This is a genomic window from Bacteroides sp. 90-K9/2, from assembly GCF_047310725.1.
Lineage (GTDB): Bacteria > Bacteroidota > Bacteroidia > Bacteroidales > Bacteroidaceae > Bacteroides > Bacteroides vicugnae.
Genome location: NZ_JBCGVL010000001.1, coordinates 1,406,915 through 1,431,717, shown reverse-complemented (window position 1 = coordinate 1,431,717; position 24,803 = coordinate 1,406,915). Strand labels below are relative to the sequence as shown.

General features: G+C 42.5%; 22 protein-coding genes. All 22 read right to left on the bottom strand.

Going from position 1 to position 24,803, the window contains the following annotated elements; genetic code table 11:
• Positions 1-103 precede the first annotated feature (103 nt).
• On the bottom strand, positions 104-1,378 hold the full coding sequence (gene serS, locus AAHJ11_RS05585; RefSeq protein WP_074558484.1) for a serine--tRNA ligase: 1,275 nt from the start codon (positions 1,376-1,378) through the stop codon (positions 104-106).
• 230 nt (positions 1,379-1,608) lie between these two features.
• Positions 1,609-1,872 carry a 50S ribosomal protein L27 gene (gene rpmA, locus AAHJ11_RS05580; RefSeq protein ID WP_004301792.1) on the bottom strand — a complete coding sequence of 88 codons (264 nt, stop codon included), beginning with the start codon at positions 1,870-1,872 and terminating at the stop codon, positions 1,609-1,611.
• 21 nt (positions 1,873-1,893) lie between these two features.
• Entirely contained in the window at positions 1,894-2,211 is a 318-nt protein-coding gene (rplU, locus tag AAHJ11_RS05575) for a 50S ribosomal protein L21 (RefSeq protein WP_004316691.1), read from the bottom strand.
• A gap of 194 nt (positions 2,212-2,405) precedes the next feature.
• Positions 2,406-3,044 (bottom strand): HAD-IA family hydrolase, encoded by a 639-nt coding sequence (locus AAHJ11_RS05570; protein ID WP_413579159.1) that lies wholly within the window; start codon positions 3,042-3,044, stop codon positions 2,406-2,408.
• Positions 3,045-3,082: 38 nt separating this feature from the next.
• Positions 3,083-3,967 carry a TraB/GumN family protein gene (locus AAHJ11_RS05565; RefSeq protein ID WP_074558488.1) on the bottom strand — a complete coding sequence of 295 codons (885 nt, stop codon included), beginning with the start codon at positions 3,965-3,967 and terminating at the stop codon, positions 3,083-3,085.
• A 26-nt stretch (positions 3,968-3,993) separates the two neighbouring features.
• Positions 3,994-4,617: a C40 family peptidase gene (locus tag AAHJ11_RS05560; RefSeq protein ID WP_081353369.1), complete on the bottom strand. Its 624-nt coding sequence runs from the start codon at positions 4,615-4,617 to the stop codon at positions 3,994-3,996.
• 25 nt (positions 4,618-4,642) lie between these two features.
• A complete protein-coding gene (locus tag AAHJ11_RS05555) occupies positions 4,643-5,350 on the bottom strand; it encodes an ABC transporter ATP-binding protein (RefSeq protein ID WP_004301798.1) in 708 nt (235 codons plus the stop codon).
• Between the two features lie 38 nt (positions 5,351-5,388).
• Complete coding sequence (locus AAHJ11_RS05550) at positions 5,389-6,882, bottom strand: DUF5687 family protein (protein ID WP_234131889.1); 1,494 nt, start codon at positions 6,880-6,882, stop codon at positions 5,389-5,391.
• Positions 6,883-6,905: 23 nt separating this feature from the next.
• The gene (locus AAHJ11_RS05545) at positions 6,906-9,743 is read right to left on the bottom strand and encodes a M16 family metallopeptidase (protein ID WP_234131890.1); all 2,838 of its coding nucleotides are present in this window, start codon (positions 9,741-9,743) and stop codon (positions 6,906-6,908) included.
• Positions 9,744-9,824: 81 nt separating this feature from the next.
• Positions 9,825-10,625, bottom strand: coding sequence for a 3-deoxy-8-phosphooctulonate synthase (gene kdsA / locus AAHJ11_RS05540; protein WP_148364342.1), 801 nt, complete (start codon positions 10,623-10,625; stop codon positions 9,825-9,827).
• A gap of 144 nt (positions 10,626-10,769) precedes the next feature.
• The gene (locus AAHJ11_RS05535; RefSeq protein ID WP_004301802.1) at positions 10,770-11,696 is read right to left on the bottom strand and encodes a diacylglycerol/lipid kinase family protein; all 927 of its coding nucleotides are present in this window, start codon (positions 11,694-11,696) and stop codon (positions 10,770-10,772) included.
• 58 nt (positions 11,697-11,754) lie between these two features.
• Positions 11,755-12,675 carry a tRNA (adenosine(37)-N6)-dimethylallyltransferase MiaA gene (miaA, locus tag AAHJ11_RS05530; protein ID WP_148364343.1) on the bottom strand — a complete coding sequence of 307 codons (921 nt, stop codon included), beginning with the start codon at positions 12,673-12,675 and terminating at the stop codon, positions 11,755-11,757.
• 243 nt (positions 12,676-12,918) lie between these two features.
• Positions 12,919-15,570, bottom strand: coding sequence for a TonB-dependent receptor plug domain-containing protein (locus AAHJ11_RS05525; RefSeq protein ID WP_413579158.1), 2,652 nt, complete (start codon positions 15,568-15,570; stop codon positions 12,919-12,921).
• A 47-nt stretch (positions 15,571-15,617) separates the two neighbouring features.
• The gene (locus AAHJ11_RS05520; protein ID WP_217721578.1) at positions 15,618-16,823 is read right to left on the bottom strand and encodes an ABC transporter permease; all 1,206 of its coding nucleotides are present in this window, start codon (positions 16,821-16,823) and stop codon (positions 15,618-15,620) included.
• An 87-nt stretch (positions 16,824-16,910) separates the two neighbouring features.
• Complete coding sequence (locus AAHJ11_RS05515; RefSeq protein WP_148364346.1) at positions 16,911-17,555, bottom strand: ATP-binding cassette domain-containing protein; 645 nt, start codon at positions 17,553-17,555, stop codon at positions 16,911-16,913.
• Between the two features lie 20 nt (positions 17,556-17,575).
• Positions 17,576-19,123 carry a DUF4836 family protein gene (locus AAHJ11_RS05510; RefSeq protein ID WP_234131894.1) on the bottom strand — a complete coding sequence of 516 codons (1,548 nt, stop codon included), beginning with the start codon at positions 19,121-19,123 and terminating at the stop codon, positions 17,576-17,578.
• Positions 19,124-19,174: 51 nt separating this feature from the next.
• On the bottom strand, positions 19,175-19,873 hold the full coding sequence (locus tag AAHJ11_RS05505) for a 16S rRNA (uracil(1498)-N(3))-methyltransferase (protein WP_074558500.1): 699 nt from the start codon (positions 19,871-19,873) through the stop codon (positions 19,175-19,177).
• Positions 19,874-19,881: 8 nt separating this feature from the next.
• Complete coding sequence (locus AAHJ11_RS05500; protein ID WP_074558501.1) at positions 19,882-20,475, bottom strand: bifunctional nuclease family protein; 594 nt, start codon at positions 20,473-20,475, stop codon at positions 19,882-19,884.
• A gap of 23 nt (positions 20,476-20,498) precedes the next feature.
• Positions 20,499-21,737 carry a nucleoside permease gene (locus tag AAHJ11_RS05495; protein ID WP_217721580.1) on the bottom strand — a complete coding sequence of 413 codons (1,239 nt, stop codon included), beginning with the start codon at positions 21,735-21,737 and terminating at the stop codon, positions 20,499-20,501.
• Positions 21,738-22,145: 408 nt separating this feature from the next.
• Positions 22,146-23,324, bottom strand: a complete 1,179-nt coding sequence (locus tag AAHJ11_RS05490) for a class I SAM-dependent rRNA methyltransferase (protein WP_148364350.1) — start codon at positions 23,322-23,324, stop codon at positions 22,146-22,148.
• A 67-nt stretch (positions 23,325-23,391) separates the two neighbouring features.
• On the bottom strand, positions 23,392-24,051 hold the full coding sequence (locus AAHJ11_RS05485; protein ID WP_148364351.1) for a 3'-5' exonuclease: 660 nt from the start codon (positions 24,049-24,051) through the stop codon (positions 23,392-23,394).
• 2 nt (positions 24,052-24,053) lie between these two features.
• A complete protein-coding gene (locus AAHJ11_RS05480; RefSeq protein WP_217721582.1) occupies positions 24,054-24,704 on the bottom strand; it encodes a DUF5063 domain-containing protein in 651 nt (216 codons plus the stop codon).
• Between the last annotated feature and the right edge of the window lie 99 nt (positions 24,705-24,803).

Here is a 24,803-nt window from a genome sequence, read left to right as displayed (position 1 = left end):
TTTTGGCAAAGATACAGCTAATTTACGAAATATAAAAGAAAAGCCACTCTTTTGATGAGTGGCTTTTTATATACGGTACTTTTATTAGTCTGTCATGTCAAATTTAGTCTATCATGTCAAAACCACAATACGGAACCAATGCTTTTGGTATTCTGATACCTTCCGGAGTTTGGTTGTTTTCAAGTAGGGCGGCAACGATACGTGGCAATGCTAATGCTGAACCGTTCAATGTATGGCAGAGTTCGGTTTTCTTTTCTGCATTACGGTAACGGCATTTCAGACGATTGGCTTGGTAGGTATCGAAATTGGATACGGAACTTACTTCCAACCAACGTTTCTGTGCCTCTGAATATACTTCGAAGTCGAAGCAAAGGGCAGCGGTGAAGCTCATATCACCACCACAGAGGCGGAGGATACGATACGGAAGTTCCAGTTTTTGCAACAGACCTTCTACGTGGTCGAGCATTTCCTGATGAGATTGTTTGGAGTGTTCCGGTTTATCAATACGAACCAATTCTACTTTGGAGAATTCGTGCAGACGATTCAGTCCGCGTACATCTTTACCATAGGAACCAGCTTCACGACGGAAACATTGTGTATAGGCGCAATTCATGATTGGCAACTGTTTTTCTTCCAAAATCACATCACGGTAGATGTTGGTTACAGGCACTTCTGCTGTCGGGATCAGATATAAATCATCTACTTCGCAATGATACATTTGTCCTTCTTTGTCAGGAAGCTGTCCTGTACCATAACCGGAAGCAGCGTTAACTACTGTCGGTGGCATGATTTCAGTATATCCGGATTTGCGTGCCTCGTCCAGGAAGAAGTTGATAAGAGCGCGTTGGAGTTGTGCGCCTTTACCTTTATATACAGGGAAACCTGCACCTGTGATTTTTACACCCAGGTCGAAGTCTATTAAATCATATTTCTTAGCCAGTTCCCAGTGAGGAAGTGCATCTTTAGGAAGTTCAGTTTCCATACCTCCCATTTTTTCCACTACGTTATCTTCAGCGCCTACACCTTCGGGCACACTGTCGTAAGGAATGTTAGGAATGGTATAAAGTACATTCTGCATATCTGTTGCAGCCTGTGTCATGGTGGCGTCTAATACTTTGTTACCTTCTTTTAGTTCGGCAACGCGGGCACGTGCGGTTTCAGCTTCCTCTTTCTTGCCCTCTTTCATCAGTTGACCGATGGTGCGTGAAAGCGAGTTAACCTCTGCCAGATTTTTATCTAATTCATTTTGTGTGCTACGTCTCTTGTCGTTAAGAGCGATCACTTGATCGATCGTTTCCTTTGCATTTTTGAAATGCTTCTTTTCCAGTCCGCGGAGTACCGCCTCTGTGTTTTCTGTAATTTGTTTAATGGTAAGCATATCTATACTTTTTATGAACTTTCTTATTTAAGGCTACAAAGATAAAGAAAAAACGAATAATCGAGCAAGTATATGTGTATTATCTGATACATATATGCATATCAAATACACATTTTATGAGGGAAATCTTAGTTAGGTGCTGATATCATGAAGTGAATTAGATATAAAAAGAAAGGAGATGTAATCCATTGGATTACATCTCCTTCTCTTAAATATTTTCAGTTGTGCAATTATGCCTCGGTAGCAGGAACAACAGAAACATATCTTCTGTCTTCTTTGCCTACTTTGAAGCTAACTGTACCATCTACTAAAGCGAAAAGAGTGTGGTCTTTACCCATTCCGATGTTTTCACCCGGGTGGAATTCAGTACCTCTTTGACGAACGATGATGTTACCTGCTTTGCAAGCTTCGCCACCAAATATCTTAACGCCTAATCTTTTACTTTGTGATTCGCGGCCGTTCTTAGAACTACCGACACCTTTCTTATGTGCCATTTCTTCTTACTTTTTAATTGATTAAGCTACTACTTCTGTAATTGTTAATTCAGTGAACTGTTGACGGTGACCGTTCAGTTTTCTGTGTCCTTTTCTTCTTTTCTTGTGGAAAACAAGAACTTTGTCGCCTTTAACCAAGTTTGAAACAACCTGGCAAACAACTTTAGCGCCTTCTACGGTAGGAGCACCTACTGTTACATTTCCGTCTTTGTCTACCAAAAGAACTTTTTCAAATTCTACTGTTGAACCGTTTTCTGCACCTTCGATGTGGTGAACGAACAACTTTTGACCAGCTTCTGCTTTAAATTGCTGACCGTTAATTTCTACAATTGCGTACATCTTATATATAAATGTATAAGTTAGCTCCGGCGGGTGGTCTTTAATCACTTAAAGAACTCTTTATCGAACCCGTTGCGGAATAATCGGGCACAAAAGTACTATTTTTATTCGTTCCCGACAAATATTTCTTTTATTTTTTATAGGAGATAAAATGATTACGGCAAATAAATGAGCGTTTTAGCTCTCATTGTAGCCTATTGGACTAATTCTCTTAAATTCTGCATAATGATTTTGTGTGGATAAACACGAAGTTCTTCTGCTGTTGTCATTCCGTTCAGCACACCTGCAAAATCGACTCCTGCATTCTGCGCTGTTTCGGCATCTACGGTGCTATCTCCAATATATAATGTTTCTTCGGGGCTACTTCCCAGATGTTCCAATGCAAATTTAACTCCTTCCGGCGAAGGTTTCGGTGCTTTTACATCTTCTCCTCCCACTACTATATCAAGAAAATTTTCAGGCAGATATTCTTCCAGATAACTCAATATCCGGAAACGATACTTGGTAGAGATAATTCCGACACGGGCACCCCGTTTCTTCAATTCTTTTAGTGTAGACAATGTGTCGGGGAAAAGACGGGTATTTACATTCATGTGCACATCAGCTTCTAGTCTGTACTCCTTCCGGAAGGCTTCTAATTGTGTCGGGTCGGTAATTCCGGTGAGGATACTGAACGATTCTTCCAATGTTTTGCCGATTGTACGCTTGATAGCTTCATCGGTAACGGTCAAATACTGATGCCGGGTAAGCACAATTCTGAAACACTTAACGATACCACGCGACGAATCGGCTAGTGTGTAGTCGAAATCGAATAAATAGGTTTTGTAGTTCATTGGGGAAAACTTTTCCGCAAAAGTACTAAATACTTTTCTTATTTCACAGCTTCTACTGTGTATCCTTGTCTTTTTAGTAAGTTTAATAATCCTTTTTCTCCGGGGAGGTGCAGGGCGCCTACTGCGACAAAAGTCGGGGCAGCCTTCATGATTGCCGGTAGTTTTTCAGCCCACGCTTTATTACGGTTGTAAATCATAGCATCTTCTTCGCCGGGAAGTGCGTCACATTGATCACCTTTACGCTCTTCGCTGATTTTAAGCATGGTGTTCAGATCTTGTTTCATGTAGGCGTTTGTGAGCCTTTTCAGATTTTCTACTTCAGTCTCTATATGGTTAAGAGTGCACATCAATAGTTGTGCTTGCCGTTGTAGTGAACTGCCATTGAAAAGCAGGTTGAATTGGAATTCTGCAGTTTCCAGTCCGTCCACCTTTTTTCCGTTTTGGATGGCTTGGCTCTGAAAGAATGTGTCGAGTTGCTCTTGCGGGTTGAATTTCCCTATATGTTTTACGTAAGCCATCACCACTACATTATTTAATAAGAAGGCAGGCTTTAGCTTCGGAGCCATATTTAAATCTACCATCAGGTTTTCTTTGCAGAATTTATTAGCAGTCTCAAAGTCTTTCGGAGAAAGGAGAGAGTTCAGCGTGGTATCACTTTCAATCATCATTGCCTTTTGCATCTTTCCCATGGTGGCGGGCGATTGCATTTCCGACATTTTCATCTCTCCATATACTTGTTGGGTTTCATTCATAGCCTTTTTAAGTCCGGCAATGCTGTCCATGATGCTGAACGGTGCCAGATGGTGAGTGCCTATGATGTAGGACGGTTGGTTCAGTCCGTTGCCGGACACTTTCCATAAAAGCTGTGCATTGGCGCTGAATGCCACGCAAATAAATAGAACTGCTCCGATGAATGATTTCATAATTTTATATCATTAGAAGTTGATAATTAACGTATCCTGCCGCCGCTTATCCAGTGTTTGCTATAATAGTTCTCGTTCAAGTTGCTGACGATCACTCCTTTACTGGTGCTGGAATGGATAAACTTTCCGTTTTTGAGGTAAATGCCTACATGAGCTACTTTATTTTTTGAACGACTGCTGGTGAAGAATACCAAGTCTCCTTCCCGGAGATTCCGTTTGGCGACTTTATTACTTTCTTTTTTCAGATCTTCCGTGTTACGCGGCACTTGGGTGCGGTATACTTTACGGTACACTTGATAAACTAATCCCGAACAGTCGGCTCCTCGTTTCGAATCACCTCCACCACGATAGGGAACCCCTATCCAGTCGGCTGCTTCCAGATAGAGCTTATGGTTATCCTCCATATTAATATCTACCCCCAACAATATAGAAGCTCGCGCCAATGCTTGATAATCCAGCCGGGGCGCGGAAGTGCGGCAGGAACTAAGGCTGGCAACCAGTCCTAATAAAAGGACGAATTGCAGGAAGTATCTTTTCTTTCTATCAGGTTTCTTTATACTAGACTTATGGGTATCAGACTTTTCTGTTATATATCTCATCATAATTAGTTTATGCAATAATTTTGGTAAGGATGAATACTTACCATTCATTATTTTATCATTCCCTATTTACCGTTTACTCTTCTTCTACATTAAAATAATCCTCCAGTTCTTTCTCTGCGGAGTTGTCCTCGTTGATAATATCCCGGATGATGACACCGTGTTCCAATAAAGCGATCCTCGGACATACATCTACGGTATGATTGAGGTTGTGACTGGATATAATAACCGTAGCTTGATGCTCCTCATTATATTTCTTGAGCAGATGTTTGATGATAGACTGAGAACTTGGATCGAGGAAGTTGAACGGTTCGTCCAGTATCAGTAATTGCGGGTAATGAAGCATGGCAGAAATAATTCCGATCTTTTGCTTATTACCTGCGGAGTAGTTGCGGATTAGCTTCTTGTGCCCGATCACTTCTCCACTCATAAAACGTTCGAAAGGAATCAGACGTTCGTCCACTTCTTCTTTCTTTAGTCCGTACATCTTTCCGATGAAATAGAAATATTCTTCCGGAGTGAGATAATCAATCAGAAAACCATCGTCAATGAAAGCACCGGTAATGCTTTTCCAGTCTTCGCTTTGGCTGACATCAATATCATTAATAATCACCTTACCATCGTCTGCTTTTAGCAGATCCAGCATGATTCGGAAGAGAGTTGTTTTACCGGCACCGTTGTTTCCCACCAATCCGAGCATATCGCCTTGATTGATTTCGTAGTGTTCTATGTCTACGGCAATCTTCTCACCGAAATTCTTTTTAAGTTTGTCAATGATAATCATGATCTTCAATGTTTATATGGTTAATGATTCATGAGCGTTTATTGGCGGCTGTCTCTGAAGCCTTCCATGTTTTCGTATCGCCGTTTCATGAAACGATGATATACATTTTTAATCCATAAAGGAGAAGTCAGGGTAAATCCGAGACCGATAACTAACAGAATTATGTAAGTGATTGTTTCACCTAAAAATGCATTTAATAGACTGTATAAGATGAGAGGCACACCGAAAGCAGCGAAATTAACCACCAGCTGTATAGCGCTATTCGTTTGCCGGCTTGCCACTTTCTCGTTTAAGGGTACCGTCTGTTTGTTGTAGACAGCCAGTTGGAAAAAACAGAAATAAATAAAGCCGATGGTATAGAAAAACCAGGCGAAGGCGCCCAGTAAAGTGAGTTTATTCATGATGATGGCGGGAATCATGAGTATGAAAGGTATGATTTCGCCAATGCTGTATGTGTAATATTTCGCTTTCAGCAGACTCATTATTGATTCTTTACGAGACATCAGGCCATCAATGTAATTACCTTCGAAGGACATAATCTGTGAAAGGATAATCATTCCGAATACGGCAAAGTTGTATACACAGATGAAAGAAGTCATGAAATTGCCGTCGTAGACACTGGAAAAGCTAAGTGCAACGGAGAAAGCCACCACTATAATAGCGATATTGCGTAATGCACCTTTACAGCGGCGGTTACGTAAAAGCATTTTCAGTTCCAATCTCATGTATTCGCCAACTTCCCCGTAGCGTTCGAAGAATTTATATTCGGAGACATGCTTAATCTGACTATCTTCTACTTTTGCCAGTTCTGCATAGATAAGTCCGGACATGATCTTGCGGTTAACCAGCCATAAAATGGCAATCATAAGTATGGTGCCGAGAAAATATAGAATGTTGCCCTGTATATATCCGTCTCCCAGATCCATGAAGAAATAGAAGAGGGGGCTATCTTCGGGAATGAAAAGAAGGCAGCCTATTCCACCGTAGAAAGCGATAGGTAATAGAATCCACCAAATACGTTCGTTGATAAGAGTGCGGCAAAGCAAGTACCAGTAATTATTGGCAATAATCAATAGCAAGATACCGATAAGATAGGTGATGACACCGGAGATACCGAAAAACTTGGTAATAGTGATGAAGGAAAAAGGGACAAACAGAAACAACCAGAACAGGTTGAACAGGCTTAGTCCCGAGCGGATTAGTAAAAAGTCGATGACACGAATTCGTTTAACCGGCAGCAGGAGGTAAGGTTTTACCTCCTGTGTCGGTGTTTTTTGAAACGGAACACGCAACAGAAAGTCCAGTGCCAGGATAAAGATCAGAACCACTGCGTTCATCACATGATATGGTTCCCGGTTGGGAACCATATCAGAAAATCCGAACGCGAACGTCGTACCGAAGAATATCAGGTAACCGGCCCAGAATGCGCCCATGACATAACCGAGTATTTTAGCAACTTTGTTCTTTTCATACATCGGATGCCGTTTGGCGGCAAGCCTTCCATGTTTGCGTAATTCGTTGAATATCATCATTCAGTAGATATACTAGAGAATTTTTATTTGTTTTCTTCCGGCACGGTCATGATGACTTGAATTTCGTTGTTCTGTTTCAGCAATTTGGCGAGGAAGTCTTGCACTTCTTTTGCTGTGATGCTGTTGACCAACTTTTCATAGTCTTTGGTATTATCCACACCCGTGTAGAGGTATTCGTCCATATTATTAAGCCAGTAGCCGTTTTCTTTCTGGGCGTCTTTATACTTCTTCAGCATATATTCTTTGATCTTCTGCATGTGCTCGGCAGACGGACCTTCTTTTGCCATTTTGTGAAGTTGTTCTACAACAACAGCAGACAGTTTATCTTTCTTGGCAGGGTCAGTTTGGAATACAATCTGAAGAACAAGTTCCTCTTTCGGGTATTTACCAAGGCTTCCGTTACAGCTTACACCGTATGTACCTCCTTCTTTTTCACGGATTTCAGCAGTGTAAACCAAATCCAGAGCCTGATCTAAGAAGCTAAGCAGGACATTGTTGCGCAAGTCATATTTGCAAGTGCCGCTATAAAGGAACATGATGGTAGCCATTGGAGTTTCCTGTGCCTTTGCAAATACATTTTTGATCTCTCCCTTGCGGATATCCATCTTGTTATCTTTGAAAGTCTCTTTACGGTTGATAGATGGCAGACCTCCCAGATATTTGGCGATTAACGGTTTCATTGTAGCCAAGTCTACGTTTCCTACCAGGAAGAAAGTGAAATCACTAGCATCTTTGTAGCGGTCTTTGTACATTTCAAGAATACGGTCATAGTCGATCTGGTCTACCATGTTTTCCTTCATTCTGATGGCACGCGGATGGTGACCGTATAGTACACTTGTAACTGTGTCACTGAAAGCAGTCATCGGATTAGCGTCCGCATTTTGAAGTTCGGCTTTCAGACGGTTCTTGTAAGATTCGAATGCTTCATTATCCTTACGTGGAGATGTGAAAGTGAGATAAGTAAGCTGCATCATTGTCTCAAAGTCTTTCGGAGCACAACTACCGGAAACAGTTTCCGTAGTATTGCCGATACCCGCACCTACGTTTGCACGTTTGCCGGCTAAAGCTTTACCCAGATCCACTTTGCTGAAATTACCGATTCCACCTACCAGAGCTACTCCGTTTAATTGAGAGATATTGATAATTTCTTCGTTCGGGAATACGCTGGTACCACCGAAGCTTACACCTTTCATTACAATCTGGTCAGCCTTGAAATCAGTAGGCTTCACATATACAGTTACGCCGTTGGAAAGCACCAACTTAGTCGTACCATAAATATCACCAGCTTTTTCAGAAACAATCTTGCCACCTTTAATATCTTCAGAGATCAGCGGTTCGTTAGAAACTTTATCTTCATAAGGTTTCAGATCGAATGACTTCATTTGTTTCAATAAAGCAGCAATTTCTTCTTTAGTAGGATATTTAGCGCCTTCTTTTTCCGGACCGGCCAGTAAAACCACCTGATTGTTGTCAGTGATTAGTTGTTGCATCACCTGATTGACAGCTTCTACTGGGATATTCGGAGCCAGTTTGTTTACCAGTGTATATTCAACTTCGATTCCCGGAATCGGTTCTTTTTCAAGGAAATTGTTAACGTATTCGTTGACGTAAGAACTACTTTTAGTCTTTTCGCGTTCGTTGTAAGCAGATTCTACGGCTTGCAGATAGTTGGCGCGTGCGCGTTCATATTCTGATGCGGTAAATCCGAAGCGGCGTGCACGTTCAGCTTCTTCCAAAACTGTTTTCATTGCTAAATCGATGCCGTCTATTTTGCTGCTTGCATCAAGTGCGAGTGCTTCTTTAGTCTTGGCAAGGAAATAGTTTCCATATTCTGCGCTTGCACTAGTGAAAGGAGGATTAGCAGTTTGGCGGAGTTCGTTCAAACGGTTGTTCAGCATATTCATAGCCATGCTGACCATATACTGGGTAGCATAATAAGCAATGGTATTTTTCAAAGAATCCGGTGTAGCGTCTTGTTTGAAGAAGATGTTCACATAAGGATTCTTCACTTCCTTGTCTGTGCCGATATAGATAAGCGGTTCCTGATTATCTGCCACTGGATAGTAGATACGTTCGGCCGGGTTTACCGGAGCTTTTACATCTGCGAATACCTTTTTCAGTTTGGCTTCAATTTCATCTACATTGATATCACCTACAATAACGATTCCTTGCAAGTCCGGACGATACCATTTCGCATAATAATCGCGGATATCCTGATAAGGGAAGTTGTTGATAACATCAATGCTTCCGATAGGCATACAGTCTGAATATTTAGAATCCGGATATAGAGTAGACTGTGCATCAGTCATGATGCGAAGCATACCACTGTTGCGGCTTCTCCATTCTTCGCGGATAACACCACGTTCTTTGTCAATTTCCTTGTCGGCAAGGTTGATAGCATTCGACCAGTCATGAAGGATCAGCAGACAAGAGTCTACCACGTTTATATTTTCAGTCGGTACGTTGCTGATGTTGTACACCGTCTGGTCGACACTGGTATATGCATTCAGGTTCGTGCCGAATTTGATACCTTTCGTTTCGCACCAGGGCACGATGCCAAGTCCGGTTTCATCACCCGGGAAGTGCTTTGTGCCATTAAAAGCCATGTGCTCCAGAAAGTGAGCCAGACCACGTTGTTGCGGTTCCTCAAGAATAGAACCTACTTTCTGGGCGATGTAGAATTCAACTCGTTTTTCGGGAAGGGCATTGTGGCGAATGTAATAGGTAAGCCCGTTGTCTAGTTTACCGATGCGGACATTCTTGTCTACAGGTAACTCTTGCATGGGTTGTGCAAGTACGAGCTGGAAATTGCAGCATATAAAAAGGACTGCAATAAATAATCCACGTAATAAATGTTTCATGTTCTATTTAGTTTAAATAAATATTTCTGTGTTATTTGTCGTTGTGTTTGGTTGTAAATCACAAATAGACAGGGAAAAGAGTTATTTTATAGCTTCCCGTATCTTGACTAGCTTAGTTAACAGTCCTTCCAGGAGGTCTAACTTTAGCATATTGGCACCATCGCTTTTTGCCACGGCAGGGTTTTCATGCGTTTCGATGAATATTCCGTCGGCACCTACGGCGATACCTGCTTTGGCGACAGTTTCTATCAACTGCGGCATTCCTCCCGTTACCCCACTGGTCTGGTTGGGTTGCTGCAAGGAGTGAGTGACATCCAGAATCACCGGATAGCCGAATGATTGCATTTCGGGGATACCACGATAGTCCACAACAAGATCCTGATAGCCGAAAGTTGTTCCGCGTTCGGTAAGCATCACATTCTTGTTTCCGGCTTCCACCACTTTGTCGGCAGCAAACTGCATTGCCAGCGGTGAAAGGAACTGTCCTTTCTTGATGTTAATCGTTTTTCCGGTTTTGGCTGCGGCAACCAACAAGTCGGTCTGGCGACAAAGAAAAGCCGGGATTTGAAGTATGTCCACGTATTCGGCTGCCATTGCAGCTTCATCTGCGGTATGGATATCGGTTACGGTAGGGACTCCGAAAGTCTCATGTACTTTTTTCAATACTTTGAGTGCTTTCTCATCGCCAATGCCGGTAAACGAATCCAGACGTGAGCGGTTTGCCTTGCGGTAAGAACCTTTGAATACATAAGGAATTTGCAGTGCTTCGGTGATCTTTACTACTCGTTCGGCAATGCGCATTGCCATTTCTTCACCTTCTATCACACACGGACCGGCCAACAGGAAAAAGTTGCCGGTGGGGTTGTTCTTAAGTTCTATCATACTTAACTACTATTATAAGTTTATTTTCAGGCACGGATTACGCGGATTACACGGTTCTTGCAGATACTGTAAATTACACTGTTCTTGCCAATTCGGTTATATTAAGAAAACCGTGTAATCCGCGTAATCCGTGCCTAATTATATTTAATTTGGAATAATAAGCGTTGTCTTTTCCGGGAGCACGCCTACTTCTAAAGGAAAATGTTTAGGCAACAAACGCCCGTCCAAATCCACCGCTGCATTCTGTGCCCGGAGTACCTTTACTTTTCTCGTCCGGTAGCTTTTCACCACTTTGTGATTCAGGATTCTTCCCTGAATCAGCATCCATAGTCCGGAAATAATTTGCAGGAATTCCGGGCGGTAGATTACGGATACATCCAGCCATCCGTTGTATGGAACGGCACTGGGTGTTTGTCCCCATCCCCAGGCACTGCCTATACATACGGTCATGATGCGTCCGCGGATATGTTCGTCATTGATACGGAGATGCATTCTGTAAAGCTTCCGTTCAAATATAAGAGAAAACAGGGCGGCAACGTATGAAAGGAACTTCACTCCCCAGAAACGCTTGGTCTGATCGGTGATTTTGACGATTCGTGCTCCCAGTCCGATATTAACGGCATTGAGGAAATAGCGACGCTGGTGTTCGTTTCCGTCGTAGAAGTTGCAGTAGCCTACGTCTATTTTCTTCAACCGATGATTGATGATACAGTCGACAGCCGGCTTGTATTCGGTGCTAAGTCCCCAATATTTGGCGAAGTCATTTCCGATACCGTTCGGAATCATACCGAGGGCAATGTTCTCTTTATCTTCGGCATCGGATAGCATAATGCCATTGATGGCATCATTCAATGCCCCATCACCTCCCACAATGACAATCGTGCGATAACCATTGTTGGCCAAAATTTTAGCGAGACGCTCTACCGAACCGAAACCTTCGGATTGTACATAGTCATAGTCTACACCTTTACTGTCCATGTACTCCTTAATTTCTTTCCAGCGCTTCTTTACCTTTCGGGTACCAGCTTTTGGGTTGTAAATCACTCCCCATTTCTTCGGTTCTACACTCATATTTGTATATCTATCCTATTGTGTATTAAAAATCGCACTATAATAACTGCCAAAGATACTAATTCCCTTGCAGTTTCTCTTTTACAAAAGCTATCTTTTCTTCCATTGGTAACTCTGCATTCATCCAATGGATCGTAAATCCTCTTCTTTCCATGCCACGGAACCAGGTCATTTGTCGCTTGGCAAACTGATGGATGGCTATCTCCAAACCGTTGAACATTTCTTCATAAGTCAGTTTGCCTATGACGTACAATGTCAGGTATTTGTATTCCAGTCCATAGTAGATGAGATCGTCCGGTGCAATTCCCTGTTCGATCAATCGTCTTACCTCGTCCACCATTCCTTCATCCAATCGTTGTTTTAATCGGCGGGTGATCTTTTCACGACGCAGTTCCCGGTCAATATCCACTCCGATGATGAGACTGTTCAGTTCCGGAAATTCCCTTTCGGGAACCGGATGGGCTGCATAATACTCTTCAATTTCTATTGCACGTATCGCCCGTTTCACGGTATCCACATCGGTAGAGTTATGCAAAGCCTTGTATTGACTTAATATTTCCGTCAACTCTTCCAGCGAATGATTTGCCAAACGGTTGCGTAATTCCGGATTTTCCGGTACGGGCATCAGTTTATATCCTTTCAACACGGATTCCAGATACATACCTGTCCCTCCACATAAAACGGGAAGACAGCCTTTTTGTTTGATGCTTTCGTAAGAATTCAGGAAATCACGTTGATATTCAAACACATTGTATTTGTATCCGGGGTCTGCAATGTCAATCAGATGATAGGGGATTGTACGTCCGTTTACGGTATAGTCGGCCAAATCTTTTCCTGTACCGAGATCCATTCCTCTATATATCTGACGGGAATCGGCACTGATAATTTCTGTGTTGAGTTCATAGGCCAAGGCAGCGGCAAAGGGAGTTTTACCCGAGGCTGTAGGTCCGAGTATGGCGATTAAATCATAGTCCGGCATAGCTTCATTCTTTTATATCTGCAAAATTACGAAATATTTTTAACCTGTTTGGTATTCAATCGCTTTTTTATCAAGATAAGTAAGAGAGTAGGGAAGGTTAATTTGTATTTTAACCTCTAATTGCTGGTATTCAATCTAATGATGATGAAGCGTGTGAGAATAACGCATAGATACGGGTAAAGTAGCTTGAAGATACTGGCATTGTTCAGCTAAAGTGCCTTTAGTTCAAAATCATTTTCACATTTATCTGTTGCTTATTGCCTGTATGATCCGGCATGCCTTTCCATTTTTATCCACACCTTCTATGGTTATATCTTCCGGTGCAGTGCTGTCCGGAGTATAGTATTCGATGATTGCTTTTCCATTAGCATCCAGTTGTAGGGTAGGATTCCAATAGATTGTACTTCGTAAATCCGAGCGTTGGTCATTCTTCTTTTCGGGCGTATCATAAGTAGGATGATAGAACTCGACCGAGTCGCTGTACCCCAGTGGAGTACACGTGATAATGCCCTGTGCCGGTCTTGCCGGGATATCTTTACCGTCTTTCAGCGTAATAACGATAGCACCTGCCGAACCGCGGGAGCCTAAGATTGCTGCATCGGCACCGCGGAGAAGGCTCAAACTCGACATATCACTGGTTTGTATCATGGTCAAGATATCGTTATCGTCTTCATATACCACGTCGTCAACGACAATGACAGGTTGCTCGGGATTGTTGCGGATATGTATTTCATTTCCATTTGTCACGCTAATGCCCGGAAGTCTGGTGACTGCATCGAAAGCTGTTTGTGCACCGAATCCTTCCAATCTGTCCCCTTCGATCGTGTAGGTGTTGATACCTCCTGTGTAAATACTTTCTGAACTGGCCTTTTTACGACTTCCAGTGACTACCACTTCTTTCAGATTGTACACTCTCATTCCACCTTCCATGTAATATTGGTCGCGGGTATTGAGCAAATAATCTTCCATAAACGTTGCTGTTCCATCATGGAAAGGAGACTTGTGTGAAGTTGCCGGGTATTGAGGAGTGTCAATCACAATGTCTACTCCGGCAAATCCTCTTTTGGTACGTGCCTGAACAAGGAAAGTCGTGCTATCTCTGAAAGATGTGTTCACGATAAACTCTCCTTTTTCGTCTGTGGTGGTAGTGGCGATGATGTTCTGTTTGGGAGCCAGAATACAAATAGGTCCTTTCTTAACGTTACCCCCAAAGAAGCCTTTGATACGTCCGCTGATAGTTTGCCCCTTTTCCATATAGTTGGTGAGGTTCATTGAAGGTGCAGTCAGTACATTCCGGATATGGTGTCTGCGCCATCCGTGCGTCATCATCAGGAAGTCTACCGTGCGGAGAGTCCGGAGGTCTTGCTGCAGAAAATAATATCCGGGATTTTCTACATATCCTTTTAAGTCGGAGGTTAATAGAAGATTCGATACGATATTGTCAGCAAGCGAATCCGGACGGATACTCTTTCTGTCGGTAATGCTGACGGAGAAACTACCTTCTACCGGAGTGCCGTTATCATCTTTTGCTGAAATTTGCAGGGATACCTTTTCTCTTTTTCCGTATGTTGGCTTATCTGCAAGAATTTGCCATTGATGCGGATTCCGGTCGGGTACGAAAACCAGGCGTTCGCTAAGTGCGTTGCCCTGTTGGTCGATCAGCATGAAATGGGTGATGCCTGCGTTGAATAAACTGTCGTTCATTCTTCCAAAAGTCCTGTCGACACTGATTGGCTGCAGGATGATCAGCTTTCCGCGAGTATGTGCAATCAAGAATAACTTTTGAGGCCACTGGGTAGCTTCTGTTTTCTGGATTTCGTAACGGATTTCCTTTTTATAATGTGTCATGGAAAGTGTGATTCCTTTTTCTTCTACAGCTGGGAGGTCGAATCGTTTACTGATACCGTCACCGGATTTGGCAATCACATAATAAGAGTTCCCTATAGTCGGATTCAGTGTGAAAACTCCCATGCCGTCATGCTCTGAGCGGAAGACTGTTAATGTGTCTCCGTTGGCATCGAACAGGCAGCCTTCTATTTCTGTGGAAAAGCCGTCCGATCCTTGAGCCTTGAAAGCTATATTCTGATGAGCAACGGCCAGGAGAGCTCCCCCTTCCGGGAAGAACTTAACGTCAAAGTCTTTTGTAAACGAAGGCAGATAGAAAGTCTTTTTATAGATATATTGGGGATCATCGAATTCTACTTCAATGTGGCGTGTGGCAATAGGCTTCAGATCCGGCAGGGAAATAGAAATCATCCCATTCTCGTCTGTCTTTCTTTTACCTTTATCTTTTATCTTTCCATTTTCAAAGTAGCGGTAGCGGATAGCAGTATTTCCGAAAGCCTCTTGGACATTGCTGGTAAATCTTACCTTGGCTGTATAATGTGATTCGTCTTCTTGCTGATACTCAATATTCGAGACAATCGTGTTATCAATCGAGTTACCGATTTTCAGATTGCGTGAATAAAAGAATTCCGGTTCCTGATTAAGCATCCAGTTGCTATATCCCCGCAAATAATAATCACCTGCCGGGAGAGTGGGAGGGAGGGTGAAAGCATTATGAAAACCCAATGAATCTCTACGAATCTTCTTACGTTCTACGATAGAGTCGGAACGGTTGACAAGCTCTGTAATGATGAAGTTGCTTTGTGTATTATCTTGATGTGTAACAGAGTTTACCAGATATCCCTTGAACCATATTTTTTCTCCTGCTCCATAAAATGGCTTGTCCAGATGCAGGTACAGCTTTTCCTGTGGGACTTTTTCCAGCAGATTAAAATACGCAATGATTGTATCTTGTCCGTTTTGCCCCGACAATGGAGCAAAACAGAACAGCATTCCGAAAAAGAAAGCTATTGAAACCCTATTAATCGAAAATGTAGTTATGCTTTTCATATATTATACGTCTTTGTGAAAACTTTGTTTTAGCGAGTCTTTTCCATCTACGCCTTATGCATCCATATGGAAAGCACTTTTCTTTTCACTGCCACTATATTGATAACCGATACGGCGATGAATAATACAATTCCCATGCTGATTGCTGCCCATAATGATCCGGTTTCCAGTTGTGGGAATAGCAAGCGGATGCTGTCTATATAATAACTGCGTAACCAGGAGACTAATCCGATGGATAATACAAGCACGATAACGTTCAATCCTACCGTGAGCAACTGATAAGGCAATGCTACCTTGTTGGGACTGTATCCGATTAGTAATAGACTTTCCAGTTTAGTCGTATTTTTTTGTAAGAGCAGGAAGATGCTCAACATCAGTATATAGAATGAAAGGATACTGATAAATAGACCCACTCCCAATACAATACCTACGATAAGACGAAGGAAATAAGTTGTTTTTCCGGCATCCAGCTTGCCGTCTTCCGTTTCATATCCTTTCTTCTGAAAATAACTGGCGATGGCGGAATCTGCCGGATTACTGACCTCGATAATCAATCGTGCCGGTTGGGCTTCTGCATTCGGTGCAAAATTCTCATTAGCCCATTTCATAAAAGACTGGGGGACAAGAATCGTATTCAGGCGATTGGAGAAGCCGACAATGTTGCCTTTGTACTGTTCCACCCGTCCGTTGCCACGCATCATAATATCCATTTGAATCAGACTCATCAATCCTTCCGATAGTTTGGGAAGGCTTCGGCTTTGCGCAAAACCGAAGTTGTAAAGATTCAGATAGTTGCGGGGAATGATAATGGGTATGGTATGTGTAGATTCATCGAAATGCCATTTATCGAGTTTGATGTCGACAAACTCATCGGGAACAGACTCAAAAAACATATCTGTGGAAAGATGGATACCGGCTTCCTTCATTCCTAATCCTGCCGAAACTTTGAATTGGGAAGGAGTGAAAGCTCCTATTGTTTTGGTAAACGGTTGCTTTTTCAGATCCGCAATTTCTTCGGCAGAGAATGTATTACTCTTTCCTGCAAAAGAACCGAGAGCGCTGATTTTCTTTGTAGCTATGATGAAATCCTTTTTCATAAAGCTGTCTCCTTCGGTGAATACCGGAATGACATCTTTATAAAACTGTACGCTAAGCAATACAATCATCATGCCGAATAGGTTGGCTAAAAAGAAACCGGCTAATTGACCGATACTGATATGTTGGCGAAGGAGTTTCCAGACAAGAGTTGGCATTTTATTTACGATTTTACAATTTACGATTTGAAATGATGCTGTGAAAAGAGATTGTTTATTACCTGCTACCTATTATTAACCAGCTTATTACAGTTGAAGTGTATGGTTGTAAGGCAACTCGATATGTTTACCGATGGAAGTGGCGATCACTCCGGCTCCTTGTGCCTTTGCTTCGGCAATGATAAGTTCACCCATGATGCGGCTGTTATCATCATCCAGGTGGCTGATCGGTTCATCCAGAAATAAAAAGTCGAACGGCTGGCAGAGCGCCCGGATAAAGGCGACGCGCTGTTGCTGTCCGAAAGATAGCTTACCGGCTTTCACATTTATTTTATCTGCGATCCCCAGTTGTTCGAAGAATGATAAGATTTCTTTTTTCTTTTTGCATCCGGTGAGGTTATTCTTCAATTGCACATTTTCAAGAGCGGTCAGTTCGGTGAAGATGCGTAAATCCTGAAAAAGCATACTTAGTGAATGCTTTCGCAGGTCGACCCATTGCTTCACGGAGTATGCTTTGATATTGGTTTCATCGAAATTAATAATCCCCTGATAGTCGTTGCGGTAACCATAGATGTAGCTGCACAACGAAGATTTGCCGGTGCCGGAAGCCGCTTCAATCAGATACATCTCTCCTTTCCGGAAGAAAAGATCCTGATGCCATACGTCCGAAGTCACCGAATTACGGTCAGCAAACACTTGGGGAAGTGTTTGCTGTAGGTGAATACTATTCATACCGTTTGTTTATACATTTATTACATGCCGGCAAATTGCTTGGCAAAGTCTACAATTTGTTTGAGGGCATTTACATCCTTGTCTTTCAGGCAAAGGTCGATCTCGCTGATTTCTCCTTCCGAACTCATAGACAGGTAAGAAACCTTATTGGCCAGTTCGATATATGTTTTAACTTCCTGTCCTCCGAAACCTGCCACCATTTTAACTATAGGCAAATCAAGAATTGCTTCGGCATTGATTGCTATAAATAAGCTCTTTCCTTTCATGTCCGATGCATAAGGAGCATCTTTGACTGATTTGTCGGCAGCTTTACCTACGTTTTTGTAAAGTAACTCATCATTGGTTGCATACATTTGTTTATCCTTGATGCCGAAGAATATATTCATGCCTCTTGTCTTGTAGACGTATTCGTCTTTGCCAAGTTGTATGATGTCTTCTCCTTTTTTTAGTCCCAATGATTGCTTGTTCTTGTAAATAGTTTCAAGTGCATTGCCGTTCTTGACGTCAGCATACATCATGAAAGTAGGGGCACTGCTCATGGTAACATTGATTAACCCTGCTGAAATATCACCATTGAATGAACTGAACAATTCTTTTACTTCATCTGCCTTAGCGATAGATACTGTGTTGCGGAATTCCTTGTTTTCGCTCAACAGGTTATACAGTTCGCCTCCTTTTACGCCTACGTTGAAGAACATCAGGGTAGAAGCCGGGAAGTATTTAACGAAAGTATTGTTCGCTTTTCCAACAGATTCCATTTGTTTTTTCAGGAGAGCTTTCACTGCTTCGTTTTCAGTATAGTTTTCTGTTTTGAGGGCAATCTTGCCTTTTTCAAAGTTCAGTCCTCCTATCAGAGTGATGTCTTCCGCTTTCACTTCGGTAGGTAATCCCATGGTTATCTGATCGCGGTAGGTTGAAGGGATAGCTGTCATGGAAGCGAAGAAGTTAATATCACTTTTCTGTTTTTCCATTTTCAGGAAAGCTCCTGATTTCACGATACTATTGCTTGCTGTCTGTTTCAACAAATTAGTAATGGCTTCTTTGGCTTTATCAGTTTGAGTCGTTCCGCTTACGTTAACTACCAGTACAGTAGAATTATTGAAAGCGAGCAAACCGCCGTTCATCGTTGTAAAACTATAACCGTCAGCTTCACCTACCGGTTGGCAGATTTGTTCTTTTGCCATCACGTCGAGTGAAGCATGCAACTTATCTTCATTGTTCACTTTACCTACAACGGTGGGATAAGGGAAAGAAGATGAAGAGAATACATAGAATGGAGATTCAACATCGATTCCCGATTCGCCCGGATTTTTCATAACCTTTTCCAGTTGTTGGAATGTGGCGGCATTCATTCCACTTTTCAGTGCTTCCAGTACTTTTTGTTTAGCAGCTTCATTCTCTTTATCATCCAATCCTGCTTTGCTTGCGAGGGATTTGAGGTTGATAGAGGCAACTACCGAAGCGTCAGCCGGTATCACATTTGTATATTCCGATGTCTTGGAACATGCTGCCAGGAAAACAATCAGTACTGCCAGTACCGAGAGTCGTGAAATCGTTTTCTTTGCCATACTTATGTTATTTAAAAGTTGTATAATCATTGATTCAGACGTTTACTGCTGTTATTGATTTTGCAAATTCAGCGTGTGGCAGGCCACTAGTGCTGCTGTTTCTGTACGGAGCCGTGATTTGCCGAGACTGATCGGAACGAATCCCCGTTCGATGGCCTTCTTCACTTCCTCTTCACTGAAATCTCCTTCGGGACCTATCAGGACAAGAGCATCTTCTCCGGGTTTCAGGATATTTTTCAATAGAGGTTTCTCTCCTTCGTAACAGTGTGCGATAAATTTCTGTCCTTTAAACTCCTGTCCGATGAATCGGTCAAACTCGATCATGTCGTTCAACTTTGGCAGTCGTGCCTTGAGAGATTGTTTGATGGCTGATACCAGAATCTTTTCAATCCGTTCGGTCTTGATAACTTTACGTTCCGAGAAACGGCAGTTGAGGAAAGTCAGTTCGTCAAAACCTATTTCGGTGGCTTTCTCTGCAAACCATTCGTTACGGTCCATATTTTTCGTCGGTGCCATGGCAATGTGTAAATGGCATGGCCATAAAGGCTCCTGGAAAATGGATTCTTTGATGTTTACGAAACAACGTTTGTTGGTTGCAACAGTGATTTCAGCTTTGTAAAAGTTACCTTTACCGTCGGTAAGAGTGATTTCGTCTCCGATACTTAACCGCAGAACACGGATACAGTGTTGTGCTTCCTCTTCGGGAAGCTCGTTGCTTTTCTGTATATCGGGAGTATAAAATACGTGCATAATATTACTTACTGATTTTTATTTCTTGAATTGATTTGGTCACGTATCTGGGCGGCTAATTCATAATTCTCATCTTTGATAGCCTGTTCCAGTGCTTCTTCAAGTGTTCTGGAAGTAGCACCGGGCAAATCATGTTCTTCTTCAGCCTCTTCGTCGTTGTCCGTTTTTCCAGAACGGGTTCTTTCTTCTGATGACATATGAAGACATTCTTGTTCAAGAATAGATTCATAAATAAGAATCGGGCAGTCGGCGCGCACTGCCAGGGCAATTGCGTCTGAAGTCCGTGCGTCGATACGTATAATCTCTTCGTCTTTTTTGAGGTAAATATAGGAGTAGAAAATACCATCCTTTGCTTTGTAAATCAATACACGTATCAGGCTGGCTCCCAGTATAGTAAGGCTTGTTATAAATAAATCATGTGTCAACGGACGGGGAGTTTTTACTCCTTTCAGATATAAAGCTGTAGCCTGGGCTTCCGCAGGGCCGATGATGATAGGCAGTTGCCTCTCACCGTTCACTTCGCCTAATAGCATAGCAAATGCGCCTACTTGCGCCTGGCTGTTTGTGATATTTATAACTTGTAATTCTATCTTTTTGTCCATCGTTCTCTTTTACTTAATTTGTTTTACTTTCGCTGGTGTTTGTACTTGAATATCAGGGCAAACAGAATACCGATCACCAGCGCATAAGCGGCAAAGATCAGCCAGATATCCATCCATTCGCGGCTCACCAGTCTACCGTCAGCATACACCGAGAATGCATCAACTACCGCACCGCTGGCATATCCCCCCATGATGGCTCCCAATCCGTTAGTCATCATGAAGAACAATCCTTGTGCACTGGCACGGATAGAAGATTTCGCTTCTTGTTCAACAAACAACGAACCGGAAATGTTGAAGAAATCAAAGGCCATACCATAAACGATCATGGAAAGGATCAGCATCCATAGTCCCGATCCCGGATCTCCAAAACCGAACAGCCCGAACCGGAACACCCAAGCGAACATACTGATTAGCATGACTTGTTTGATTCCGAAATGACGCAGGAAGAAAGGTATGGCAAGAATAAACAATGTTTCGGACATCTGTGAAATGGATAACAGGATGACTGAATGTTTCACTCCGAAAGAATCTGCATATTCAGGGATGCTGGCAAAACTGCTTAAGAAAAGGTCGCCGTAAGTATTCGTAATCTGCAATGCTGCACCTAGAAGCATGGAGAAAAGGAAGAAAATAGCCATTTTCTTTTTCTTGAATAATACCAGCGCATCCAGTCCGAAAGCGGAGAGCCATGATTTGTTTTCAGATTTAGCCGGTCGACAGGCCGGGAGGGTAAATGAATAAAGTCCGAGTAGCAATGCGGAAGCACCGCCCACATAAAGTTGCGCACTTGAATTCTTGAATCCGGTAAGGTCGACAGCCCACATGGCACAGATAAAACCGATTGTTCCCCATACACGGATAGGAGGGAAGTCTTTAATCAGGTCACATTTGTATTGTTCCAGTGCATTGTACGATACTGTGTTAGCGAGGGATAAAGTAGGCATATATACTAACAAGTTGAGCAACATGGCCCAATACATCTGGTCGTATCCCGTTGCGGTAGAAGCGTAGAAGAGACATCCTGCCCCTGCAATATGGCAAAGTCCGTATAAACGTTCTGCATTAAACCATTTATCAGCGATAATACCGATAATACCCGGCATTACCAAAGAGGCAATCCCCATGGTGGCGAAAATGGCTCCGATCTGTCCTCCTTCAAAATGAAGTTCTCTTCCCATATAACCACCTAGTGATATTAACCATGACCCCCATACAAAGAATTGCAGGAAGTTCATAATAATCAAACGAACTTTTATACTCATGACTTTTTTAATTTGTGTTTCTCTTCACGTTCATAAACCTTGCAAATATAATATTTTCGTTGAATAGGTGGATAAGTAATTTGATAAAAAGGGGATAAAAATGGTATAAATGCGAAGAATAGATGAGATTTGGGTGTGAAAAAACAAATGAAGAGGGTATAAAAAAAAGAAGGCTATCTATCCCAGACAGCCAATCTTTGTTAACCTTAAATCTAATACCATGAAAAACACAGTGCAAAGATATGGGGTTTATGTTATACAACATAATGTTTTCTCGGAAATCTTCTGTTTGTTAACTCTAATTAACTTTGAATCTTCCATTTTTCTGTTATTGCCCTCTCTGATCAGTTATACTTCCGGAGAAATGCCTGATATCCGAATGGAAACTTGACTCCGGCACCTTACCGATTATTCTACGTAGAGTACCAACCCTTTTAAATATTCTCCTTCGGGATGATAGATGTTTACCGGATGGTCAGCCGGTTGAGTCAGCTGGTGTAGGATGCGTACACTACGCCCTGACATGGCTGCAGCGGTAAATACGGCAGTACGGAAATTATCTTTGCTTACCACTTGCGAACAAGAGAAGGTGAACAGGATACCGCCCGGTTTGATTTTCTCGAATGCTTTGGCATTCAGCTTACGGTAGCCTTGCAAAGCATTCCGCAATGCATCTTTATGTTTGGCGAATGCAGGCGGATCAAGGATGATTAAATCATACTGGTCGCCCATGCGGTCGAGATATTTGAAAGCATCCTCGGCAAACGCCTCGTGACGGGAATCACCGGGAAAGTTTAGTTCCACATTTTTGTTAGTCAGATCAATCGCTTTGGCTGAACTGTCGACAGAGTGGACGAGTTTCGCACCTCCGCGCATAGCGTAAAATGAGAATCCGCCAGTGTAGCAGAACATATTCAGTACCGAACGGTCTTTGGCATAACGTTCCAGCAAAGAGCGATTTTCACGCTGGTCTACAAAGAACCCGGTCTTTTGACCTTTCAGCCAGTCCACATGGAACTTCAATCCATATTCTTGTGCGATATTGTCATTGCTTCCTCCTTTCAGAAAACCGTTTTCAGGGAAAAGGTCTGCCTTAAAAGGAAGGGTTGTTTCTGATTTATAGTAGATATTTTCGATCTTGTCACCCATTACTTCGGATAAAGCTTCGGCAATTGTCATGCGGTCTACGTGCATTCCTGCAGAGTGTGCCTGCATAACAGCGGTTTTGGCATACACGTCAATCACCAGTCCGGGGAGATTGTCTCCTTCACCGTGAACAAGCCGGTAAGTATTGTTGACCGGATTGGTGGCGATGCCGATACTGCAACGCATAGCATATGCTATTTCCAGTTTGCGTTTCCAAAAATCGTGATCGATAGGTTCCTGGCGGAAAGACAGTACGCGCACAGCAATACTTCCGATCTGGAAATGTCCTTCGGCAATAAATTCTTTTTTTGAGGTATATACTTCTACAACTTCACCTTCATCGGGCTCTCCGTCAAAACGAGCGATAGCACCGGAAAAAATCCACGGGTGGAATCTCTTAAGAGAATCTTCTTTACCAGGTTTGAGATATACTTTATGCATAATGTAGTCTTTCCTCAACCCTCTTTCCCAACGGGGAAAGGGCTTTAGATGGTTTTATTATTGGTTATTAATCACTTATTTTATTACCTATCACTTCCTCCGTGGGAGAGACTGTAGCTGTTAGCGGAGAAACCTCCCAATCTCCTGTCTGTTTCAGCTCTTGCAGCAGATTATAGATATTGAGGCACGCCCATGCATCGGTAGCAGCGTATTGTTTCTGTCCGTCACTTAATACATCAGCTTCCCAGTTGGACAAGCGTTGTGATTTGGATATTTTTTCTTTGAATAAGATGGCGTAAATCTTTTGCAGACTTTTGTCTTGTATTCCGAATTGACGCACATAGTCCTGCAACTCGATACAGCTTTGTTGGGTAAAAGGTGCGCGTTTATGCAGCATCATAAAGTCGTCTTTCAGTGAAAGTCCCACTTTGATAACAGCCGGGTTTTCTAACAAGTCAACCAATGGCTGGGTCAATCCCGTCATATTGAGACGGAATAAGAAACAGCATTCTTCGGAAGAAATCTGGAGAAGTGCTACTTTGTGCGATTGTCCTTTGGTAAAGGAAGGACGAGTTTCGCTGTCGATACCTATCACAGGTCTGGATTGGAGGTAAGCTACTGCTCTTTCCGTTTCAGCTTCCGACTGGATAACATAAATACGTCCCGGAAAGACAGTTTTCGGGAGTTCTTTTAGTTCATCTTTATCTATGGTTCTTCTTACAATCATTTCTATTTTAATTCATCATCATGGCAATGGCAACCGTCTTCGTGGCAGTGGCAATCGTCATCGTGGCAATGACAGCCATCTTCTTCACAACAATCGTTGTCGTCGCTTGGTTCGTAAAATCCTTCTTCCTCTTCTTCCTCCTGGTTGTATTTCACATCATGAAGGGCACGGAGCGTGTTTACCAGTTTCTGTCCCCACAGTGTACCGAAGTTCTCCTGGCAGATAGCCAATGAATCATTCATCGTTTCGTTCAGTCCCAGTTGGAAGACAAATATGAAATCTTTAATATCCTGATAAATGTCGGCCAGGTCTTCCGATATAGACTTCTTGATAGGCTGGTCGCTATACACCATATCTTGTACGAATACGTCCAGATAATCATCCTTGTCGGCCATCAATCCGGAAAGGTTGATGCGCAGAATTTCGTAAATCTCTTCTGTGACATACGTTTCGAGCGCTTCGTCCCCGATAGTCTCACATTTGGGCAGCATAGATGCTTTGAGATAGAGCAGGGGAAGTATTTTTAATGATGTATCAACGAAAGTGCTACGCTTCATGCGTTCGGCACGTTCGAGAAATGCACAAAATTCGGCAGCTACCGTTACGAACTCAATTACGTTTTTATCAAATATCGTTTGGCTTTCTTTTTCCATGATCTATATTGATTTGAAACGCAAAGGTAAGAAAAAGGATTGAATGAGCGTAGTGCTCGTTATTTTTTTATTATTTTTGCAGCTTAGAATCTTATTCCA

Bases quoted from the DNA above. Each gene is read 5' to 3' on its own strand.
- AAHJ11_RS05520 (WP_217721578.1), bottom strand. From the start codon at position 16,823: ATGCCAACTCTTGTCTGGAAACTCCTTCGCCAACATATCAGTATCGGT.
- AAHJ11_RS05490 (WP_148364350.1), bottom strand. From the start codon at position 23,324: ATGCATAAAGTATATCTCAAACCTGGTAAAGAAGATTCTCTTAAGAGA.
- AAHJ11_RS05570 (WP_413579159.1), bottom strand. From the start codon at position 3,044: ATGAACTACAAAACCTATTTATTCGATTTCGACTACACACTAGCCGAT.
- AAHJ11_RS05495 (WP_217721580.1), bottom strand. From the start codon at position 21,737: ATGAGTATAAAAGTTCGTTTGATTATTATGAACTTCCTGCAATTCTTT.
- serS (WP_074558484.1), bottom strand. From the start codon at position 1,378: ATGCTTACCATTAAACAAATTACAGAAAACACAGAGGCGGTACTCCGC.
- AAHJ11_RS05555 (WP_004301798.1), bottom strand. From the start codon at position 5,350: ATGATTATCATTGACAAACTTAAAAAGAATTTCGGTGAGAAGATTGCC.
- AAHJ11_RS05480 (WP_217721582.1), bottom strand. From the start codon at position 24,704: ATGGAAAAAGAAAGCCAAACGATATTTGATAAAAACGTAATTGAGTTC.
- rpmA (WP_004301792.1), bottom strand. From the start codon at position 1,872: ATGGCACATAAGAAAGGTGTCGGTAGTTCTAAGAACGGCCGCGAATCA.
- AAHJ11_RS05525 (WP_413579158.1), bottom strand. From the start codon at position 15,570: ATGAAAAGCATAACTACATTTTCGATTAATAGGGTTTCAATAGCTTTC.
- AAHJ11_RS05550 (WP_234131889.1), bottom strand. From the start codon at position 6,882: ATGATGATATTCAACGAATTACGCAAACATGGAAGGCTTGCCGCCAAA.
- AAHJ11_RS05500 (WP_074558501.1), bottom strand. From the start codon at position 20,475: ATGGACAAAAAGATAGAATTACAAGTTATAAATATCACAAACAGCCAG.
- AAHJ11_RS05545 (WP_234131890.1), bottom strand. From the start codon at position 9,743: ATGAAACATTTATTACGTGGATTATTTATTGCAGTCCTTTTTATATGC.
- AAHJ11_RS05560 (WP_081353369.1), bottom strand. From the start codon at position 4,617: ATGAATGGTAAGTATTCATCCTTACCAAAATTATTGCATAAACTAATT.
- AAHJ11_RS05505 (WP_074558500.1), bottom strand. From the start codon at position 19,873: ATGCACGTATTTTATACTCCCGATATACAGAAAAGCAACGAGCTTCCC.
- kdsA (WP_148364342.1), bottom strand. From the start codon at position 10,625: ATGATAGAACTTAAGAACAACCCCACCGGCAACTTTTTCCTGTTGGCC.
- AAHJ11_RS05515 (WP_148364346.1), bottom strand. From the start codon at position 17,555: ATGAATAGTATTCACCTACAGCAAACACTTCCCCAAGTGTTTGCTGAC.
- rplU (WP_004316691.1), bottom strand. From the start codon at position 2,211: ATGTACGCAATTGTAGAAATTAACGGTCAGCAATTTAAAGCAGAAGCT.
- AAHJ11_RS05535 (WP_004301802.1), bottom strand. From the start codon at position 11,696: ATGAGTGTAGAACCGAAGAAATGGGGAGTGATTTACAACCCAAAAGCT.
- AAHJ11_RS05485 (WP_148364351.1), bottom strand. From the start codon at position 24,051: ATGATTGTAAGAAGAACCATAGATAAAGATGAACTAAAAGAACTCCCG.
- miaA (WP_148364343.1), bottom strand. From the start codon at position 12,675: ATGCCGGACTATGATTTAATCGCCATACTCGGACCTACAGCCTCGGGT.
- AAHJ11_RS05565 (WP_074558488.1), bottom strand. From the start codon at position 3,967: ATGAAATCATTCATCGGAGCAGTTCTATTTATTTGCGTGGCATTCAGC.
- AAHJ11_RS05510 (WP_234131894.1), bottom strand. From the start codon at position 19,123: ATGGCAAAGAAAACGATTTCACGACTCTCGGTACTGGCAGTACTGATT.